Origin of the sequence: Scytonema sp. PCC 10023 (genome assembly GCF_963920835.1) — a bacterium.
Classification (GTDB): domain Bacteria; phylum Cyanobacteriota; class Cyanobacteriia; order Cyanobacteriales; family Nostocaceae; genus Kalymmatonema.
Genome location: NZ_CAWUDP010000008.1, coordinates 103,998 through 120,759, shown reverse-complemented (window position 1 = coordinate 120,759; position 16,762 = coordinate 103,998). Strand labels below are relative to the sequence as shown.

At 41.9% G+C, this 16,762-nt stretch carries 8 protein-coding genes and 1 pseudogene; all 9 read left to right on the top strand.

What is annotated here, in order from left to right; genetic code table 11:
- The first annotated feature begins 13 nt into the window (after positions 1-13).
- The 9 genes and pseudogenes from ACM0OZ_RS07400 to ACM0OZ_RS07360 all read left to right on the top strand — a co-directional run bounded on the left by ACM0OZ_RS07400 (position 14) and on the right by ACM0OZ_RS07360 (position 16,740).
- A complete protein-coding gene (locus ACM0OZ_RS07400) occupies positions 14-3,241 on the top strand; it encodes a cysteine peptidase family C39 domain-containing protein (RefSeq protein WP_414582146.1) in 3,228 nt (1,075 codons plus the stop codon).
- A gap of 1,751 nt (positions 3,242-4,992) precedes the next feature.
- A complete protein-coding gene (locus ACM0OZ_RS07395) occupies positions 4,993-5,892 on the top strand; it encodes a hypothetical protein (RefSeq protein WP_414582145.1) in 900 nt (299 codons plus the stop codon).
- A gap of 142 nt (positions 5,893-6,034) precedes the next feature.
- Positions 6,035-6,531 (top strand): annotated as a pseudogene (locus ACM0OZ_RS07390) (HetP family heterocyst commitment protein).
- 984 nt (positions 6,532-7,515) lie between these two features.
- The gene (locus ACM0OZ_RS07385) at positions 7,516-8,265 is read left to right on the top strand and encodes a peptidylprolyl isomerase (protein ID WP_414582144.1); all 750 of its coding nucleotides are present in this window, start codon (positions 7,516-7,518) and stop codon (positions 8,263-8,265) included.
- A 1,788-nt stretch (positions 8,266-10,053) separates the two neighbouring features.
- Positions 10,054-13,119 carry a peptidase domain-containing ABC transporter gene (locus ACM0OZ_RS07380; protein WP_414582143.1) on the top strand — a complete coding sequence of 1,022 codons (3,066 nt, stop codon included), beginning with the start codon at positions 10,054-10,056 and terminating at the stop codon, positions 13,117-13,119.
- Positions 13,120-13,211: 92 nt separating this feature from the next.
- Positions 13,212-14,765 carry an HlyD family efflux transporter periplasmic adaptor subunit gene (locus tag ACM0OZ_RS07375; RefSeq protein ID WP_414582142.1) on the top strand — a complete coding sequence of 518 codons (1,554 nt, stop codon included), beginning with the start codon at positions 13,212-13,214 and terminating at the stop codon, positions 14,763-14,765.
- Positions 14,766-14,805: 40 nt separating this feature from the next.
- The gene (locus ACM0OZ_RS07370; protein WP_414582141.1) at positions 14,806-15,588 is read left to right on the top strand and encodes a peptidylprolyl isomerase; all 783 of its coding nucleotides are present in this window, start codon (positions 14,806-14,808) and stop codon (positions 15,586-15,588) included.
- A 531-nt stretch (positions 15,589-16,119) separates the two neighbouring features.
- On the top strand, positions 16,120-16,350 hold the full coding sequence (locus tag ACM0OZ_RS07365; RefSeq protein WP_414582140.1) for a hypothetical protein: 231 nt from the start codon (positions 16,120-16,122) through the stop codon (positions 16,348-16,350).
- Between the two features lie 96 nt (positions 16,351-16,446).
- Positions 16,447-16,740, top strand: a complete 294-nt coding sequence (locus tag ACM0OZ_RS07360) for a hypothetical protein (RefSeq protein WP_414582139.1) — start codon at positions 16,447-16,449, stop codon at positions 16,738-16,740.
- Positions 16,741-16,762 lie beyond the last annotated feature (22 nt).

The window sequence follows — 16,762 nt, the reverse complement described above, 5'->3', positions numbered from 1 at the left end:
CCACTGATAAACGATGAACTCTTTTTCGTCGTTAAGAGCTCAGGCAGAGCAGAATTCCATCAGTAAACAGGAGTGTCCCACAGCAAGCCCTAGTATCCTCAACTTTTTGAGGCTAGTTGTCGAGGATACGACTCTAGTATCAGATTTTAGTGAAGTTTGGGTTGTGCGTGAGTTTCAGCTAGGTGACGATTTAACTACCTACAATCCGGGTAGAAAAACCCAAGACACGAAGAATGCTCTTTACTTAGTTTGCCAAGGTCGAGTGCGACTGCTTGGGTTTGATGCAACCGTTGGAAAAGAAGTATCAACTCAGTTGCTTTTAGCTCAGCAAACTTTTGGAGCAGACCATTTATTCTGCAATCAACCTTTACCATATCGGGCAATTGCAGCTAGTGATGGTTGTGTGGCGCAAGTTAGCATTTCTAACCTCGTGTCTTGGCTAGAGCGAATACCTAATTTGCAAAACCATTTACAGCAAGTCGTTTTTGAGCGTCAAGCGTTAATTTTCTTTAAAACTTGCACTGAGTTATGCTGGCAAAAAAGTTATGCTCTGCGGCAATTCCTACCTTATTTAGTACAAAAAAAGATAGATGCTGGCTCATCTTTGAGCGAAGTGACTCCCCCTAAAGAAGGGCGCTTTTGGCTGATAAGTGGAAAAATCTGTACTCAAGAAGCAGAAAAGCCACCAGGCTTAGGAAATAGCTGGGGATATCCTCAGACGCAGTTACCAGCTTGGAGCGCTGAAACGGACTTGCAAGTCTACCAGCTAAGCGTAGAACATTGGGAGTCTTTCGGGGCGATTGCCTCCGGCAGTGCGCTCCGCGCAATCGCCCCGGAATTATCTCCTAGTCAGTGCGAGGAAGAGGATAAGGGGACGGAGCAATTCAAAATTCAAAATACCCTTGAAAGAGCCGCCCAGGGGGCGTGTACAAAATTCAAAATTCAAAAATCTCTACCCACAGCCCCACCTCCCCTCAACCCAGAGTTAGAGAGTTCAAAAGCTGCTGAAACGATAGCAGATATTCACTTTTCTCAAGAAGGAATTCCTCGCCACCCCTCAATAACGCGGTTGTGGCGACGAATACCCTTCATTCAACAACAGAGTTCATCAGATTGCGGCGCGGCCTGTTTGGCGATGATTAGCCGGTACTGGGGTAAACGTTTTAGCCTGAATACGTTGCGGAATTTAGCTCAGACAGACCGTCTAGGTGCATCGCTTTCAGACTTAGCAGATGCAGCCCAAAATTTGGGATATCAAGCACTACCAGTACGGGGTTCTTTGAATGTGTTGGAGTTGCAAAATCGTCCCTGGATTGCTCACTGGCAAGGAATTCACTATGTTGTCGTTTGGCAAGTCAAAGGCGATCGCGTGTTGATTTGTGACCCAGCAACTGGCAAGCGATCGCTCACTCGCCAAGAGTTTGAAGAGAATTGGACAGAATATGCTCTTTGCTTATCGCCTACCGAACGTTTCAAGGCGTTCAAAGACGAAAAAATTTCCCTTTTGGGTTTTTGGCAGGTTTTTTGGCAACACCGTATTTTACTGGGGCAAATCATTCTTGCTTCAGCGCTAGTGCAGGTGTTTGGGTTGGCAACACCTATATATGCTCAGGTGCTTCTCGACCAAGCTATGCCACAAAAAAGCCTAGCCACTCTCAATGTCCTTGCTATTAGCTTCTTCATCTTTGGTATCTGGCGCATTGCCTTAACAGCAGTACGTCAGTACCTACTGAACTACTTTTCCAACCGCATCGACACAACATTGATGGGTAGCTTTATTAGCCACACGCTGCGATTACCGTTGCAGTTTTTTACATCCCGTCAGGTAGAGGATATTATCACCCGTGTTCAGGAAAACCGAAAAATTCAACTGTTTCTTACCTGTCAAACTGTCAGTACTGTCTTGGATGGTGCGATCGCGGTTGTCTACCTGGGATTGATGGCTTATTACAACTTGCAACTGACTCTGTTGGTGTTGGTGTTGCTTGTAGCGATCGTAGTTTTGACTTTGGGGGTCAGTCCATTTCTCAAAACAGCCTCACGGGAAACCTATAAGAAATCAGCAGCACAAAACTCTTCACTGGTTGAAATAGTAACTGGTATTTCCACAATCAAAACAGCAGCATCTGAGCAAGGATTGCGTTGGTATTGGGAGCAGCGCTTCACGGATATGCTGGAAGCGCGGTTTCACTCTCAAAAACTGGCTCATAAGTTCCAACTCGCAAAGAGCGTAATCAATCACTTTGGGAACACAGCAGTGCTGTGGTATGGAACAACGTTGGTGATTCACCAACAGATGTCGGTTGGTCAATTTGTCGCTTTTCATATGCTCATCGGTAGTGCAATCAACCCTATTTTAGGGTTGCTACGGTTGTGGGATGAGTTCCAAGAAGTGCTCATCTCTATCGAACGACTCAACGATGTCTTAACTGCCCAACCAGAAGAAAATCCTCAAAAACCACTACTGGTGTTACCCCCAATTCGCGGTGATGTTTGTATTGAAAATGTCACTTTCCGTTCTAGTCAATATGAACAACGCAACACCCTGCAAAATGTTTCCTTCAGAATCAAAGCAGGGCAAACCATTGGTATTGTCGGTTCCAGCGGTTCAGGGAAAAGCACTCTAGTGAACTTGCTTGCTGGTTTATATCGTCCCAACACCGGACGTATTTTAATTGATGGACATGATATTGCTCATGTTTCACCTCAATCATTGCGAAGTCAGTTGGGCGTGGTACCACAAGAGTGTTTTTTGTTTTCCGGAACTATTTTAGAAAACATCACGCTTTATAGCTCGGAATATACCCTAGAGCAAGTTATAGCCGCTGCCCAACTAGCAGAAGCACACACCTTTATCCAATCGCTACCTCTGGAGTACAACACCCGAGTCGGAAAAGGGGGAATAACGCTTTCGAGTGGACAGCGACAAAGAATAGCAATTGCTCGTGTCCTTCTGAGAAACCCACGAATTTTGATTTTGGATGAAGCCACCAGCCCACTAGATACAGAATCTGAGCCTCAATTTTTAGAAAACATAGCTCGGTTTAGTCGCGTCAGTGTTGCTGCTCCTAGTGAAGCTCGCACCACCTTTATCATTGCCCATCGTCTTTCTACTGTTCGCCATGCTGACTGCATTCTTGTTTTAGACCGAGGTAGCCTCGTAGAGCATGGTACTCACCAAGAATTAATGACCATTGGCGGTCTTTATAACCACTTCATTCAGCAGCAATTGCATCTATAAACTTTAGGACTTACGCAAGAACTAGTCGTGAAACTCCTATTTCTTCTCTTCTCCTGTCGGAGACGCTGCGCGTTGGTATAGCCTGTCCGCAGGACTTATACCAAGTTGCATTCATACAGGTAACTTTCTGCTTTTCCTCTCTGTGTTACGGACACTTTCTTCAACGGGACGGACAGTTTGCCCCGGAGGGAAACCCTCCTCGCAACTGTCCTCGGGAACCCCCGCACAGAAGTGTCCTCCTCTGCGTCCTCTGCGGTTAATTCCAAAAATTCTCTCTTTGAACGCAACTTGGTATTACGAGACGCTACTTTGAACCTGCCCTAGCCTACAGCACGCCAAGGGCGTTACAAAGCTCCTCTTTCAGAGGCACGGGTATTTCCTATGCCTTCTCCTGACAAAGACGCACTCGCGTTCGGCACCCCACTTCGTATCTACGCGGTTGGTTTCTTCATCATTTTGCGTAAGTCGTGACCTTATACAAAGTTGCTTTCTTTCCACAGTACTCGAGAAGACAGGGCATAAGGGTGTAGAGCTTCATACCTGACATCCTTATAGCCCTTATACCTGTACTGCTCTATGTCAGTTAGATTTGAAAATAGGCGCAAATATTTACTAAATCTAGTTAGGAACATCCTGGGCAATATTTATTTTTTTTATAAAAAAGTAAATCATTATGCACAGTTGCAACCTGCTACTTTTGCTTTGTTAAAAACCCTGAAGAAGTGTTTTGTTATATCCAAGACACCTACTTGATAAATCTTTGAAATTATACCACATAAAGGTCATGAAACAACTTAATACCAGTATTAAATGAATTGATTATTGTGCCAAATCCATAACAGATTCATTGTAAATTTGCAATCACATACGAAAAGCAAAGCCTTAATTTGCGTGCAGATTAACTCACATCACGAAAAGAAGACATTTTCCGGAAAAGGTAAAAAGGATTATTATGATTTGACTTTAGTAAAGATTGTCTAATTGCTACTTATGCTGATATATTTTTAAAGTAGTAGGATATTTACTAAGAGTAAAAAAATCCATAAGCCTTGGGAATATAAAACCTCTAGAGCAATTATGGATGAGGGGTATAACCCCCCAAGATTTAACAAGTAAGGGACAAAACGTAAACGGAATAATACTTAAGTAAATATAGAAACACTTCAGTAAAATTCCTTGAAAAAATGCAGATTAAGCAGATGACATTTACCAAAAAAAATAGTATAAATACGAATGTGGTTATTAACGATTAGGGATGAGCAATTTTTCTCTAGAACCCTAAAAAGTATGCGATTTTACTTAATGACTCCTAATTATTTGGTATAAAATTGGAATATAAATCTACCAAAAAAAAAGACATTAAATTAGGAGTAAGTGAAATTTGAATCAAACACAAAAGTATCTACTGAAAGCCAGGCGAAGAGTTTTTCATTTCAGACATATGACACAGAGAAAGTAAACTTAAGCCTGTGGCAACGCTGAGCAAAAGTTACAGTCGATTAGTCACCAGCAACTGAGCGGTATTCAAAGAAAACTCTTAAGACTCATTATCCTCACTTGTATCGTGTCCGTCTGTATACATTGCTTTTTTACAAATGAGCTGCTGCATTTCATAGCGAGATAACATCATTCCGGCTTAGCAGCAAAAAGACTTGAATAGAAAGTCAGGTTTGGGATCATCAGGACAGAGCATGAACAGTATCATCAGGTTAAATGCAATCGAAACCTCAAGCCAAGCAGAGAATTCAGCAATGAATTTTCACAACTTGTATTCCTACTCTGATTTGGTTTCTGAAAAGGCTTTCATGTACGAAAGTCATGTAGCTTCAACAAAAGCTGGTTTACCAAAAGCATCTACAGATACACATACCCCCACAGTTACAAACCCTGAAACAGCCTCTAAGAATATAGGGTATTGGTCTACATCCTTACAGGCGTTGTTCGAGCAACTACCTTTAACCCTTGCTCATCTAGTCACGCCCAAGAGCATAGCTTTTTTTACGGTTGTAGTCGTTTGGGCGTGGACAGGAAAGATTGAACAGGTCAATCAAGTTCGAGGAAAATTTGTAGGATTAAGCAAGCTTGAGAAACTTCAGCTACAACATTTGGGCAAAGTCGTTAATACTGAGGTAGAAGACGCTCAACAGTTGAAAACGAGTGAAGCCGTCGCAGAATTAGACAGCGCACTCTTGGGTGCAGAAGTTGAAGTGCAAACGCAATATTTAGCAACTGACCAAATGCAGTTCAAGCACATCAAAGATTTGATGGCTCAGACTCGGATGCTGGCTCAAAGGAGCGCCTCACTCAAGGCTCAAGAAAAACAAGCTGGTTTAGGAGCATTAGACACGCTCGAACCACACGCAAAAATACCAGTACAGCCATCAGAACGACTAAAGCCAACGCAAATTCAGAAATTAGCGAAGGGAATGACTCACTTGCAAGCTAAAAAAGTGCAAACTCATCTCGATACATCTGTAAAGCAGGATTTCAGCACGAGTTCAAAAACAGCCGTATCTATTTTTCCAACTGCTAAACCCCTTAAGACATTAACTGAGATACATCGATTTAAAGTTGGATTGGCTGGTAAAAATATCACAAAGAAGAGAAAAATTATCAAATTAAAAGCAGATCAAACAGCCACTGCAAAATAATTCCCCACCGTGGAATCGGTGAGATTTTCCTTGAAGCAATTTCCGTATTTGCATACAGAGAACAATTGATAAACTGTCAATTGGGCTACAAACAACCTAACAAACTGATAAACTCATTCACTTCTACCAGAATATGAACACTATGAATCAACAGATTTCGGGTACTAGAAACTTAGATAAAAAACTTCCTTCCGAACAATTTGACCAAGTCGTTGAGGCAATTCTTGCTGGTAAGTATTCCTGGGCTTGTGTTCTCATGCTACGTTTTGCTGGCTACAATCCTCTACATTACATTCCCTACCGCACCTACAATCGGCTGCTTAAAGAGAATACCCACGTTAGTAGGTCAAATCAACAGCAAAACGATAATATCAAAATTGCTAAGCTACCCTCCGACAAAAGATCCCAAAGCCATGTGACACCAGCAAGTTGCCTAAGCAAAATTAAAGATTTAGCTTATCTTGAGGTAGTTGGCAAGAAAAAAACAGAAATCCGTGGTGGGAATTTGGAACAGTGGTTAACAACACAAGTTCACGAATATGAATCCACCAATCCTGAAATGGAACCAGAAAAAATCGATATTTTCCCTTAAAATTCTGTGACTTTAATTACAAACTCGTTGGAGTCAATAGATACTGATAGACAGTTGATTTTGTTGCTTAGTGTCTGCCATGCTGATTTCATATCTACAGCATGGCAGTTTTTTAGTTTTTAGAAAAACTTTATACTTTTTATTTAAAACCTGCCAAAATGGCAATTTTATACTAACTATTTTGTATAAATTATTAATAACATCAAAAAATGATGATTAAACTTCATTCTAAAGGAGAGAATAAATGACTATAAATAATTATTTTTGAGTGTCAAACATATTGGGATGATTGCTGAAGCAGTCACTACCCGCTGGAGTAGAGAACTCCTATAAATAGACTGACAGATCCAACGTTGCTTATGGTGGTTCTTTTTCCTAGAAAGTCTGAGCAAAGAGAAATTGCAGGGGTCTGTTCCCCCAATCCAAATTTCCACGGCTGCTATCTAGTCGGTGTAGGTTGCAGCAACGCTAACAGAACTTTCAGTGTGGAAAATGAAAAAGCAACGCTAAACTGTTATCTTGGCTGGTAATACTTATAGCTCTTTCGGTTCTCTCTTAATGATTGTCATCCTAGTCCTCCCAAAATAGGATGATGAGTGCTTAGTAAAGTTGCAATTTATTCAGAAATTACTGGAAGCTAAAACAACAAATAAGCTTCCAGTTTTTGTTAGAAAAACTACTGAAATGCTCATAAAGCTGATGTTAATAGTGATGGCATAATACCAATTCTCTGTAACAATGCGCTTAATAATTTCCCCCCCGCCTTCGGGACTACAGTTCAGTTGAATTAAGCTCAACTTCATAGAGAAACTGACTTTTCACGCTATGTGGAAAAATCCACGAAAAACCTAACCCCCTAGCCCCCTGACCTAGTAGGGAAGGGGCTAAGGTAAAAGCCTCTCTCCTCGTAGGAGAGAGCAATGGAAGCGAGGTTTTCCAGAACGAAGTGAAAAGTAAGCATAGAGAAATGGTATAATATTGAACTTTTTATAAGTTGGATTGAGAGACAGTGTAGACGTCCGTAAATTCCAATGAAGGATTTTTCAAAAATAGTTATTGAAACTGAAGAAATTATCAGCTTCCTTAAAAGTGAAATGAGTTATAAGGAAGTATGCGAGAGAATTTTGTATCAAAGAGTGATAAATCAGACTGCAAGGGAAAGAGGAATAACTGTAACAGCAGAAGAAATTGAGGGTGAGGCTAACCGCCAGCGTCGCGAAAGGGGTTTGGAAAAGGCTACGGATACACTCTTATGGTTGGCAGAGCAATTTATTACTCCGCACGACTGGGAAGTGGGAATTCAAAATCATCTGCTGGCACAAAAGTTAGCTGAGGTGCTATTTGCTCAAGATGTAGAAAAGTTTTTTGCCCAAAATCGTTTGGAATTTGAGCAAGTTATTTTGTATCAAATCGTTGTTGCCAATGAAAAACTTGCTCAAGAACTTTATTATCAAATTGAGGAAGGCGAAATCAGTTTTTATGATGCTGCTCACCTTCATGATATTGATAGCGATCGCAGACACAAGTGTGGTTATGAAGGAAAAATCTATCGTTGGGCGTTACAGCCTAAAATAGCTGCTGTTGTCTTTAGTACAGCACAAAATCAGTTGATGGGTCCTCTTAAAACCGACCAAGCTTTCCATCTTTTGATGGTTGAAGAGTTTATCCCAGCAGAGTTAACAGCTCAAAGTTATGAAGAAATTTTGAATAAAATGTTCAAACACTGGCTCGCTACTGAGCTAGATCATATGCTTTTCTCTAGACAAAGGATAGAGCAATAACACCTCTTTAAGCAAATGGCTTTGCCTAGAAGTACATTTATTCGTAGTTGTTCAAGCAACTATAACTTCGTTAACCAATTTTTATGCATTTCCCGATGATATTGTGTTGCCCTAACGCCCGACTTCGATTTATGTCCATAGTAAAAAAGCACCCAATGGAAGTATTCGTTTTCTCCTAACACTAGTTTTAAGTAAACAAGGTAACTCGCTTAGGAGCATATTACTTTTTTGGGCAGATGCTCACGCTGTCAGCACCAATACATTCTTAACATGAATTCATACTTTCATACTTAATATAAAAAATGCTTATAGCTCATATACTGAAATTGCTGGTCAAAAATTTTTCCTCTACATAGATTTATTTTCAGTAGTTTTCACTTGGTTTGTGGCGAATCCATAAGATTTTCAAAAAAATATCATTTAATTAATATATATAGTTTATATATATTCCAGCTAGACTTTGAACATTAATAAAATTTCATTTGATTCTTTAATAAACCTCTCATAAAGCTTTTGTAAAAAAATGAACAAAAAATTAAGGTTTTATTAAGGACTCTTGACAAATTGTATGAAAAATGACTAATTAATGAAGTTGGTACTCTAGTTGAGGAGCATGTTACATTACGTATTGAACTCGTCTGTTAGCTAATTTCAGCCATATAGCAATCTCCTACATTAAAAGAGAACTAGCTGCAGCTAGCTAACAAGTATAGGTAGTGATCTAACGTGTGTTAACTGACTTTTAACAATCCAGCCTTAAAGCAGGATTTAAACTTTTTTTAAAAGGGTTAATTAGTTCAATCATTTTGAGATTAGCTGCTAATCCTTTCGACTGAGTTCAGTCAAGCCCTCAGATTTCGTGACTCGACGCCGCTATTTCCCTATGAGTTCTTACGTCTCTATCAAATTTTGATAGAGGTTAGAATACAGTGATTTTTTTGCAGCAGATTTGAGGTAACCCCTTGGAACTATAGAGAGGGCGTTCCTGAATCAAGGAATAATGTAAAGAAATATAAATTTCTTGAGAAGCTGCGTAAAATCCCTAGCCAACCTCCGATAAATCAATAAAGGCTCAAATCAGAACCACCCTATTTCATACTTCCTGTCTACAATACCAGCGGTAAAGTAGATAATATGTATAATAGATGACATGAGGTTAGCAAGATAGTGTTGTTTATCAGGGACACAGCTACCATGCTTTTTCGCTTATCTAGTCAAAGATGCATAATTCCTTCGCTAACAAGATTCTGCGGATTTTTGCTAGCCGATGCGTATGTACTGCTTCTTGATTTACGAGAGAAACAAAAAATAATTTGATGTGTCTGCAACTCTTGGACTACCCTATTGATTCAGGTTTACCCCATAAACCCGCTCAGATAGGGGAACCAAGGAGTCGCTCAACCCAGGAATAACCCCCCTAAACCCCATAAAACTAGGAGGGCGACTTCCAGGGTTAGCAGCACATTATATACTCACTTAATTAGCTTCCCAGGGCTAATTAAATATACAGCTGTCAATCCTTTGCTCCGGAACTTGCGACAGCTGTAGCGGACTCATATGCCCACAATTCGTATATAACGGCAACTGGTAACAATTATGTCATACCGATCAGGTCAAACACAAGCATTTGTAAAGCCGCAACTTCGTCAGCAGCAAGCTTTTGGGGCGGTTGTTACGACGGACGCGGGCATTACTATCCGCAACTGGTAATCCAACCGAAAACTAATTTCCATTGGTCATCACATCGAGTTCAGACCAAAGACGAATTGTTTCGGTGGAGGAAAGGTAATGCCATCAAAAATTTCGCAACAGCAGCTATATCAACAACTCACCACAGCTTTGGGTGAGACATCACAAGAGGAACTGGCAGAGTGGTTCACACAAGCACAAATTGTGGAGCCAGCACCCACAAAGCAGTTCTGGCTTTCAGGTGATAGTCCCGGAATATATCTCATTGTTTCTGGCAAAGTCAGACTGTTGGATAGTGCGGAGAACTTAATCACAACTCTTGGTTCTGGCTCCTCGTTTGGGGAAGCAACACTGTTTGCACAACAAGACTTTGTGCCATACGCCGCTAGAGCATCAAGCAACGTCAAGCTTTGCTATCTCAAACAAGAGATACTACAAGCACTGATGGAGAAATATCCCAATATCCGCACTTATTTGTCGAAAAAAGCACAATTGTGGGATTTGCTGATGATATATCGGCAAAACTCACAAGCCGAGTGCCAGCCATCGGATGTACCAGGGATACTCAAAGCCTTATCGCTATTTGAACAGCACACCCTGGACACCAATGAGGAAATATCCGCACCACCAGATGCTTTGTGGCTGCTGCACAAAGGGGAACTGCGGCATCCTCAGGGTCACCTGACACCCGGGAAAATTGTTGCCCACCCACAACAGGGTATTTGGCAGGCGACACAACCAAGCATCGCCTACATTCTCCACGATTCTCAATGGCAGACAGCTAGTGAACACTGGCAGCAATTGGCACAATTCGTTGCTCCCCAAGAATGTCCACCCGTCATTAAAGACCAAAAGCCACGTCCTAGTAAGTCAAAACCAGAAAGAATAGCCACTTCTGGAAACGTCATACCCTTTCCCCAACGCTCCTCGACGTCAACACAAAAGCCAAAAAAATCACGCCCCTACTTTCCCAGCCCCAAGGTAAAAGCGGCGCAAGTGTGGGGACAGTTGAGTAAGACTTATCCCTTCATGGCACAACAAAGCGCCGCCGACTGTGGTGCTACGTGCTTGGTGATGATTGGGCGCTATTGGGGCAAGCGGTTGAGTGTCAATCGACTGCGGGAGTTAACCAACGTTAACCGCTCTGGTGCATCACTGCGTGCTTTAGCCGCTGCTGCCGAAAGCATGGGCTTTGCTACCCGTCCAGTTAAAGCCAGTCTTGACAAATTTGCTCAACAACCCCTACCAGCGATCGCCCACTGGGAAGGCAAACACTACATAGTCGTCTATGAAATTACCCCTAAGAGGGTGATTGTTTGTGATCCCGCGATCGGTCAACTAAGCCTAACCCATGCTCAGTTCAATGCTAAGTGGACTGGGTATGCATTGCTGTTGCAACCCACAGCGCTGCTTAAAGAGGCTGAAGAAGCAAGTGCATCATTTTGGCAGTTTTTTGAGATAGTCAAACCTCACTCCAAGGTCCTGCTGGAAGTATTTATTGCTTCAGTCGTGATTCAGGTGTTTGGACTAGTCACGCCACTCTTGACTCAGCTGCTGTTAGACCGAGTCATTGTCCAAGGTAGTACCCTGACTCTCAACGCTGTCGGTTTAGGATTGGTGATCTTTGGTCTGTTCCGCATCGTGATGAACGGCGTGCGGCAATATCTACTTGACCACACGGCAAATCGTGTCTCTGTAGCACTGCTGGTGGGTTTTATCAAACATACCTTCCGCTTGCCCTTGGCGTTCTTCGAGTCGCGTTACGTCGGCGATATTGTCTCTCGTATCCAAGAGAATCAAAAAGTTCAACGTTTCCTCACCGGCGAAGCACTGTCAATTTGCTTGGATTTGTTGACAGTATTTATCTATATGGGATTAATGTTCTGGTACAACTCTTCGATGGCATTGCTAGTGCTGTTGATTGTGCCGCCATTTTTCTTGCTCGCACTGTTTACCACCAGTATTTTACGTCGCATCTCCCGAGAGATTTTTACTGCTGGTGCTGAAGAAAACAGCTACCTGATTCAATCCCTGACAGGTATTCGGTCTGTACGCTCAATGGCGATTGAACAAACGGTGCGCTGGCGTTGGGAAGAACTTTTAAACAAATTAATCAAAAAAAGTTTTACGGCTCAAGTTATTTCCAACCGCCTGCAAATTATCAGTGCAAGTATTGAAACTTTAATCAACACAGGATTACTCTGGTACGGAGCATGGCTGGTCATTCAGAACCAGCTGACCATTGGGCAATTAATTGCTTTCAATATGTTGTTAGGCAACGTCATTCATCCTTTCCAGCGACTGGCGGTGCTATGGAATCAATTGCAGGAAGTCATCGTTTCTGTTGAACGTATTAACGATGTCCTAGAAGCCCAACCAGAAGAAGACTTGCTCTCCTCACCCCGTCAGTCTTTAACGAGACTTCAAGGGAGAATTCGCTTTGACAATGTCACTTTCCGCTATCACTCAGAAAGCGAGAATAACGTTCTAGAAAATCTTAGCTTTGAAATCCAGCCTGAACAAACAGTCGCAGTGGTCGGGCGCAGCGGTTCTGGAAAGACGACTTTGTCAAAGTTAATTTTAGGTTTATATCCCCCGACAGAGGGCAAAGTCTTAATTGACGGTCAAGATGTCAGTAATATTTCTCTAAAATCACTGCGTTCTCAAATTGGTGTCGTAGACCAAGATAACTTTCTGTTTGGCGGTACGATTCGAGAAAATATCAGCATTGCCCACCCAGAAGCCTCTATAGAAGAGATTATCGAGGCAGCGCGTTTAGCTGGGGCGGATGAGTTTATTGTGCAACTACCAATGGGTTACGAAACCCAAATCGGTGAAGGTGGTGGGATGCTTTCTGGTGGACAACGCCAACGTCTGGCGATCGCCCGCGCATTGCTAGGTAATCCCCGATTTTTAATATTTGATGAAGCCACCAGCAACCTAGATGCGGAGTCAGAACGCATCATCCAGAACAACCTGAAAACCATTCTGACTGGACGCACCAGTCTGATTATTGCCCATCGCCTTTCCACCGTGCGCAATGCCGACTTGATTCTGGTGTTAGACCGAGGCGTCTTGATAGAAAGCGGGACACACGACGAATTAATCGCCAAAAAAGGACATTACTACTACCTCAACGAGCAACAACTTCCCCAAGCTGGTTGAGTTGGGAGTCGGTTATAGGGTACAGGTTACAGTTTGTCCGTTGTCCCCTTGTCTTCCCCTACTCCCTCCACCTCTCGATTTCAGGTGATACTATGCCACACCCATCTCGTCATTCACAATCTGCGCTTGCCAGAAGCGAGCCGGATGAGTATAAAAATAAAAATGACATAAGTAATACGGAAAATACTGAGAAAACTATAGACGCGACAAGTGAGGTAAACGATTGGTATTACGGTACTGAGGAACTGCTAGATGCTTTACCTAAAGTCTGGACGCGTTCTTTGCTATACGTGTTGGTAGCTTTTGCAGGGATTGTCTTACCTTGGACGATGGTCTCCAAAGTTGATGAGACAGGGAGCGCTAGAGGGCGTATTGAACCGAAAGGTGCTACCCAAAAATTAGATAGTCCAGTGGGCGGGGGCGTCACTGTTGTCAGGGTCAAAGAAGGCGAAACCATAAAAGCAGGTCAGATTCTGCTGGAATTAGAGTCAGATATCTTAAGAACTGAACTCAACCAGACTCTGACAAAGCTAGATGGGCTACAGAATCGGCGCGAGTCCTTAGAGCTACTCAAAAATCAATTAACGCTGGCTGTGAGTACTCAGCAGCAACAAAACCAAGCTCAACAATTGGCAAAACAGTCTCAAGTACAGCAGGCGCGACAGAATCTTGATGCTCTTAAAGCTGTCTATAACTTAAACAAAGAGGAAAAACTGGCTAAAGTTAACCAAATGCAGCAAGCTCTTGACTCTAGCAAGGCTGCTTATAAATTAGCAGAAGTTCGTTTTCAAGCTTCTCAAGAAAAAGTCCCACGCTATCAAAAAGCCTATGAAGACGGAATCATGTCACTAGACCGCTTCAAGGAAGTAGAACAGTCGGCAAAAGAAGACTCTGAACGCCTTGCGCAAGCTGGCTCTGATATTTCTCAGGCTGAGTCGAGGCTTAAAGAGCAACAAAGCAGTTATGAGAAGACTATTCATCAGGCGAAATCTGAGATCCAGCAAGCCGAACTGCGCTTACAAGAAGAACAGCGTAACTATCAAAGCCTGATTCATACAGGTCAACTCGCACAACTCAAAGCTGAGGAACAACTCAAAGAACTGCAAACACAAATCAAATCGCTGCAATCGGAAATTGCCCAGACTGGAAGCCAGGTTACATCTTTAAAGATTCAGTTAAGACAACGAGTCGTGCGATCGCCTATTAACGGTGTGATTTTTGAACTGCCCATAACCAAGCCAGGAGCCGTCCTACAACCTGGTCAGAGAGTTGCTCAAATTGCACCTCAAGGTGCTGGCTTAGTACTCAAGGCTAGTATGCCTAACCAGCAAAGCGGCTTCTTGAAAGTGGGAATGCCGGTGAAAGTCAAGTTTGATGCCTATCCTTTCCAGGAGTATGGCATCGTCCAAGGAAAAGTGAATAGGATTTCTCCAGACTCTAAAGTTACTCAAACACCTCAAGGCAACATAGAAAGTTTTGAGTTAGAAATCGCTTTGAATCAGCCATATATCCAGAACGGCGACAAACGTATCGCATTAACTCCTGGACAGACAGCCACTGCTGAGGTGATTGTCCGTCAGCGTCGTTTGATTGATTACATCTTAGACCCGTTTAAGAAACTGCAAAAAAGCGGGTTAGACCTTTAGTCAAAAATCTAAACTCTAAAATCTTTGGAGGAATTGCCGCATGTCAAAAGGTTTGACCATTTTGGGTGAAGACATCATTCACCATATCAAAGTCTCGTGCCAAATACCTGGAGTTGTAGAGGCGATCGCTTTTCAAAAAATTATTACTCAAGCAGCACAAGAGGCAGGTATTACAGTCACACCAGAAGAACTACAGCAAGAAGGAGATAGACTGCGGGTTGCTAAGAAACTTGTTAAAGCTCAAGACACCTGGACATGGCTGAAAAAACATCATCTGTTTCTGGATGATTTTGAAGAATTAGCCCACAGCAACGTACTTTCTCAAAAGTTAGCGCACCATTTATTTGCTAATAAGGTTGAACAGTTCTTTTACGAACACCAACTTGATTATGTTGCCGCTGTCACTTACGAAGTCATCTTAGAAGATAGAGACTTGGCATTGGAACTTTTTTATGCGGTGCAAGAAGGCGAAATTACTTTCCAAGAAATCGCCCGTCAATACATTCAACAGCCAGAACTCCGTCGTGCTGGTGGATATCAAGGAACCCGACGGCGCACCGATTTTCGACCGGATATTGCTGCTGCGGTATTTGCAGCCAGTCCACCAGAAATACTCAAACCAATTGTGACTCCAAAAGGAGTCCATCTAATTTGGGTTGAAGAAATCATTCAACCCAAATTAGATGAGGAGTTACGCACTGCGATCCAGCAACAATTGTTTTCTGGATGGCTACAGCAACAATTTGAAACACTGGAGATATTGACTCTGTTAGATTCCGCTACTCATCCTCAAGCATCAGAGGATGTGTTGATGCAGGCTTAAATTCCGTTTTCAGTTAGTCTCCATGATGTTAGGAGATTTTCACATTTTTTTATTTACTTAAAAAGAAATTGGGTTAGATTAAACCATTTTTTTTTGAGAAAGGATAACTGATAACTGATTAGGTCAGGGTGAGTATTGCTAAAAAGTTTTTTGTATTTAGAAGTTCAATAATTATCCAACTTTTTTTACTAAACTTTTGAACAAAAGGAGGTTATTTTTATGAAATTTACGTGAATATTTAAATATTTAAAACAGGTTTTTTTGACGTTTTAACGAAAATTTAAAGCATAAGTATCTGGGGCTTTTTCATTAAAAATAAAAAGCTCTACTCTTTGTGTTGCTTTATTTTTAATACTTTTTTTAATAAAAATGACTTAAATTAAAAGCCATTTCTTCACCAAAAATATAAACAAATTAAATTTTAAAAGTATGGCTTTTTCAAAATAGAATGCTATAGTTATATACGTAACCAAAAAAAGTTTGGTTGCAAAGATAGAACTAAAAACAACAAGTAATTCCCAGGAGAAAACCATGATTATTTCTGATATCTCTCACATTGAAGTTGCTGCTGAAGACAATCAAGTTCTAGGTGGAGCTGCATTTGCCGATGCATATTCTAGTGGAAACGCTAACGGTACCAACTTCGCTTCGACATATACCAGCACTTATACCAGTGCAAGATCTGGATACACCTACTTCCCCTTCTACACCAGCCCCAATAGTGCTAACTCTGGCTCAACCTCTAGCTCATCTGCTGCATAGGCAGAACTTTGCTTAGAGGCATACTAACTAGAAAGTAAAAATCGCTGAAAGTTGTTAAACAACTTTCAGCGATATATCCGCTTGGAAAAGGGGGAAATGATGAGCCGATTAAAAGTTGTTGACCTAAGCTTTTTTGAAACTGAACTTCCAAGTGATAGTCAAGTGCATGGGGGACTTACTGTCTACTCACCTACAGGCAGTAGTTACTCAACCTCTGCTACCTCTAACTCAAGTTCAGGTTCCAATGTAACTCATTACTTTGACCGAGCTACTGGCAAATATAGCTATAACATTGGCTACTATGTTGCTGGTGCTGTCGCTGGTGGTGTTGCTGGTGCTGCTGCTGATGGATCTACTTTCACCACTGCCTATTCAAGTGCAAGTGCTTGATAAAACTTGTGTTACCAAGTTT